Origin of the sequence: Winogradskyella sp. UBA3174 (assembly GCF_002364335.1) — a bacterium.
Taxonomy (GTDB): Bacteria; Bacteroidota; Bacteroidia; order Flavobacteriales; family Flavobacteriaceae; genus Winogradskyella.
On sequence record NZ_DEXW01000030.1, the window covers coordinates 987 to 6105 of the forward strand.

Sequence of the window (5119 nt, forward strand, 5' to 3'; positions counted from 1 at the left end):
CAAGTTTTTTCATTCCTTTTTTAGAATGTATGTTATCTAAGGCCTCATTTCTCTTTGTAGAAAACCCTAACCAATAACTACCGTCTTCCCGAATTGAAATCCCATTAGGAAAACCTTGAAGATTATCAATGAATATTTCAGTTTGCCCTGCTTTTGTTCCTGATAACCAATATTTAATAACTCTGTATTTGGTTGTTTCAACCATTAGTAGATAGTCTTGGTCTTTAGAAATGACAACACCATTACCAAAATAGGTACCGTCAATAAGTGTTTTCACTTCCTCGGTTTCTGGATTATAGCTATATAAACCACCTAGAGGTTTCATTTCCATAATAATTTTTCTACCGTATTTTATGGTGTATGATGAGATTTCAGAAGTATTGCTGAAATAGATCATGCCATTATCAGCGATATCAAGTCCATTTGGAATGAGGAACGGCTTCATATTTTCATCTTTTGTCCCCAAAACTTGGACCTCCTTCAATGGGTTTATACTTATTAAACCTTGTTTGTGACTTAAAGCGATTAGGTTTTGTTCTTTATCGAAATGCAATCCTGCAACCCAGGAACCTGAATTATAAAATTCTTCAACATTTCCTGATGGATCTATTTTTAAAATTCTACCATCACTAAAATCTGCATTATGGACACCTGTATAAAGATTACCCATACGATCAAACAAGATATCTTCGGGTCCTAACCAACCCTCTAATTGAATTTTTTCACTACTTAATAACTTATCATTGAGTTGTGTTGTGCCTTCAAAGGCTGGTGTTGTTTTAGGCTGATATGCCAGAGGTTTAAGCGCACAAGACTTAAGCATTAACATAGCTATAGTTGATGCTACAATAATCATTTTTACTTTTTTCATTACGTTGTTTTTAATTGTTATAGTGTAAAGTAACGACGAGAAAAAGGGAGAACTCTTTACCTATGTAAAGAAATGAATTATGACTTTTTAGAAGCGAACTGTTTTCTGATTCTACTCAATTGTGTGGCAGATATACCTAAATAGGAAGCAATATGAAATTGAGTAATCAACTGTTCGAGTGTTGGGAATTCTTTTTTGAAAAGAACATATCTTTGAGATGCATCAAGTAAAACTATTTCAATTTCTTTTTTCTCTTTTTCTAAAAAATAATATTCTGCTATTTTTCTTGCAAACCTTTCTAAATCTGGACACTCGTTATAAAGTGTTGTCAAGGCTGCATAATTGCAAGTATAAATAACACAGTCCGTCAAAGCCTGTTGCGCAATTAAGTTTGTCTTTCCTGTCAGCAATGAGGAATACGCACCGATAATACTTTGTCCAACAAAAAATTGTTTATTGTAATCTTTACCTTCCTTATTTATGAAATAGGCTCTTACAACCCCTGTTTTAAGAAAAGCAATTTGATGAGCAGTTTTATTCTCTTTTGCAAAGTATTCGTTTTTTTGTAGTCTCTCTTCCTTAAAATAAGGAACTATTCTATCCCATGTTGATTCATTGAGTTTTGAAATAGCATTGAAATAATGTTTTAGTTCGTTCATAAATGATGGGATTCTTTAATTTGGAGTATGACGCACAATGTGTTCGTGCATGACTTTTGTTGCGTGTTTAGGTAACTAATTTAGCAAAAGAAAACGAGCCAGAGGAAAATCCGTAGGATTTTCCAAGTAATCATTGCACTAGCAATGAATTATACACGTTGTTGTGCTTTCGTTATTTATCAATTTCTTCTAAATATTTCTCTAATAGATATTTTGCTTTATTTGTCTCGTCAAATCTATTTTTTCGATGACTTATTGTTAACCTTTTGGCTGCCACAGCCCATGTTAAAAAATTGAAGAATTCTTGGTTATTCTTAAGTTTATTAAAATTATTGGGACGCATGGAAAAGAGTGTTCTACCTGTTTCAAAATAGGATAAAGCCATATCATTTTTACGTTTGCCTACTTCAAATTCAAAAGCATTTCCGGCTTGCTCCAAGCTTGGCAGCGATTGTTCGAATATTTCTATTAAGACCAACTTTAAATCATCGTTCTGAATTAAATTTAAACCTTTTTGTTTCAAATTTTCATAAGCACCATCTATTACGTAGTAAGGGTCATACGCTCCTAAAAGACCGAACATTGTATTTATTGAATCATTATAGATTGAATTCTCGTCCTTAAATATATTAATCAATTTTTCACCAGCATTAAGAAGTATGGAATCATTTTCACTAAAACTCTTCAGCAGAATAATATTTTGGTCAACGTTTCTTCTAACTTCTTTTAATGCGGATATTTCATTTATTCGTAGTTTTCTATTTTCATTCCAATTGTTTACTTGTAAGGCTAATAAAATACCAATCATTACTAGCAGTATTTCTCCAATTGCATAAAGCAAATATTTACTGAATTTGTTTTCAGTCAGCATTTTTTGACGAATTTTTCTAAAGAATTTTATCACTGTTCAATGGTTGGTCATAATGTGCGTTAAGGGACATAGTTTACACAAGTTAAAGATCACCCTTTACACTAAATTTTGACTAAGCCTTATTGATGTTTGCTTCTTTCTGATGTTCATAACATGAAAGTAACCTAAAAATACATTATAATAATATACGCTCCAAATGCCATTTCCTAATTCCTCAACACCCACATATTTTCCTTTAAGAGCAATGGTTAAATAGAACCAATGTTTTGATTTCCATCTCACCGCACCATTTTGTGTCACTTTCATTATTTTAAATTTGGAATTATAATCAAATAGTTTAATTCTTTCATGAAAAGGACGTGTAGAAAACTGATGAATAGAAGCAGGTGTTTCCATGTCTAAAGTTTCATGTGTTCGTACATGGTTATATTCTTTTACAAAGTGATTTAAACGCCTTTGTTGCGCTTTTAAATCATAAGCTGACGGCTTCGCACAATCCGCCTTTAAATCACGATGCATTCGTTCATGTCTTCCATTTTGTTCTGGGTGTCCTGGGTCGGAAAAAACAGGCATAATTCCGAGTTCAATAAACCAATAAGATAGTTGGGTAAATCTCTGAATTACCCTTACAGATCCAAATGGGCTTCCGTTATCTGTGTGTATTTGTTTTGGTATACCATATGTTCTAAACACTTTTGTAAACTCTGCTTTAGCGTTCTTTAGAGTTTCTTTATAATGTCCTTTTGCAGAGAATATAAATCTACTTTTTGAGTCCGCAATTGTGAGTGGGTGACAATAGATTTTATTACCCATTAAGAACTTTCCTTTGTAATCAGCACTCCATACCTCATTTCAGTGTTGAGGGTCAAAAATAGGGAAGAGAGGCTTGACTCTTTTACAGCGTTTTTGAGGTATAACTAAACCGTTTTTAGATAATATATTGTGAACGGTAACCACACTTGGGATATCGTCTTCAATACAAACGTTAAACAACAATTTTCTTATTTTTTTTGCTCCCCAGTGTTTGTGTTTTTCTTTGAGTTTTAGAATATTTTTCACGACGTCTTCCTTAGTACTATTGGGATGCATTTGAGGTGCTTTCGAATGCTCTTTTAAGCCTTCAATTCCGTCTTTTTCAAACCTAGAAATGAGTTTGTATGCAGTGGGTCGAGAAATTTTAAATGCCTTGCATAATTCTGTAATCGAATACTTTTGAGTTCTCCATTCACAGATGAATTCTACTTTTTGTTCCATAGTTGTCGTTTCTTTCCAAGGCATAATTTCTGATTTTACTCAGTAAATTAGTCTTTAAAAAGTGTAAACGATGTCCCTTTAACTTTGTAAACGATGTGCCTTTAACGTACCTAATTAAAGCTAACGGTCTCGGCTATGAGCAGTTGCGTGGTTTAGTGATGAATTTAGCAAGTACACACAAACTGAAAATCCTTGAGGGTTTTCAGAAGTATACGAGAACAAGCAATTACTTATAGCCAATGTTGTGGTGCGTATTTTTTATTTAATTTCGATTTATTTTTTAGGTCGTGGTGGTGGTTTAAAATATTCTTTATCGGTTAGCCATATTTTAATATCCGTTTTATTTGTTATTACGTAATATTTTTCAGTCAATTTGTTTAAAATGATAGGCAGTTTTTTAAATCCATTTTTTTTGTCGTAAGAAATAAAAAACATTAGTTTTTCTGAATTTTCACTCAATATTGGATTTACTCCATTATTTTCAATATCCTTTCTTAAAACACTTTCTAAACTGTCTATCGGGAAGATACTTTCTCTATTTTTAAAAATCGTGTCATTATGAATTTCAAATACATTTTTTTGTTTGATTATTTTATAAGAATCCTCTTCCCAGCAAGGATTTTGAAAATAGATGGTTTTAATTTCATCGCCTGTTATTAAAGTTATTTTTGGTAAACTGTCATTACAAACAATCTTTCCAGCTCGTTCGACTAAATCAACCCATTTGTTGAACTGTTTAGTTTTTAGTTCAACACCGAGACTGTCATTTTCTGTTTTCCATTTTCCAAATTCCATTTGAACTATGACTGTTTCTTTTTCAATTGACTCTTTTTCTTTTTTTTCAACCTTTCCACATCCGATTGTTGATAAAATCAGTATTAGCGCGAAAGATATTTTAAGTATATAATTCATTTTCCATTCATTTTTGTATATATGCACCACGGCTAGTATATGAAGCGTAGCCTGCCGATAGGCGGCTATGATTTCATATACATTGTTGTGTGTTCGTTATTTTTCTTTATAGGCATTCTTAACCATTCTTTTAACAATTTGTCTATGAAACGGCTTTATTATTCCCATATATATTTTCCCTTTATAGTTATTGTACTCCACCAGAGTGATTACTTTAATGTTAAAAGAATCAGATTTGTCATTCTTAACTAATGCACGAAAGTTCAAATGAGAATCATCTGCCCCTAAAACTACTTCATTATCTGAAATTGAGAATATTTTAAAGAATTTCACATATCCGCCAATTTTGAAATGCTCATTGTAATCATTTGGAACTTCTGTTTTTAATCCAAATATGCCTGCAACTTTATTTCGTATTGTGAACAATGAATTAACCCACCCAGGTGTTGTGTTAAAAACCAAGTTCGTAATTTCTTCTATATTGTTTATATGATTAGTTGTAGAAAAAGTATCGGAAAAATCAATTTTTAGCAGTAAACCTTTTTGATTATC

At 32.0% G+C, this 5119-nt stretch carries 6 protein-coding genes and 1 pseudogene; all 7 read right to left on the reverse strand.

The features are described 5' to 3' along the window. The coding region (locus B2U95_RS04045) for an SMP-30/gluconolactonase/LRE family protein (protein ID WP_296313118.1) at nucleotides 1-871 on the reverse strand (871 nt) is incomplete at its 3' end. A 77-nt stretch (nucleotides 872-948) separates the two neighbouring features. Then, nucleotides 949-1530, reverse strand: coding sequence for a Crp/Fnr family transcriptional regulator (locus B2U95_RS04050; protein WP_296313121.1), 582 nt, complete (start codon nucleotides 1528-1530; stop codon nucleotides 949-951). 172 nt (nucleotides 1531-1702) lie between these two features. Further along, nucleotides 1703-2434, reverse strand: a complete 732-nt coding sequence (locus tag B2U95_RS04055; protein WP_296313124.1) for a hypothetical protein — start codon at nucleotides 2432-2434, stop codon at nucleotides 1703-1705. 63 nt (nucleotides 2435-2497) lie between these two features. Further along, nucleotides 2498-3241, reverse strand: a pseudogene (locus B2U95_RS04060) (integrase core domain-containing protein); the annotation flags it as partial. Between the two features lie 12 nt (nucleotides 3242-3253). After that, the gene (locus B2U95_RS04065) at nucleotides 3254-3679 is read right to left on the reverse strand and encodes a helix-turn-helix domain-containing protein (RefSeq protein WP_296313128.1); all 426 of its coding nucleotides are present in this window, start codon (nucleotides 3677-3679) and stop codon (nucleotides 3254-3256) included. Nucleotides 3680-3928: 249 nt separating this feature from the next. Next, the gene (locus B2U95_RS04070; RefSeq protein WP_296313129.1) at nucleotides 3929-4567 is read right to left on the reverse strand and encodes a hypothetical protein; all 639 of its coding nucleotides are present in this window, start codon (nucleotides 4565-4567) and stop codon (nucleotides 3929-3931) included. Between the two features lie 96 nt (nucleotides 4568-4663). Beyond that, nucleotides 4664-5119: DUF2867 domain-containing protein (locus B2U95_RS04075; protein WP_296313130.1), on the reverse strand; the 456-nt coding region annotated here is incomplete at its 5' end.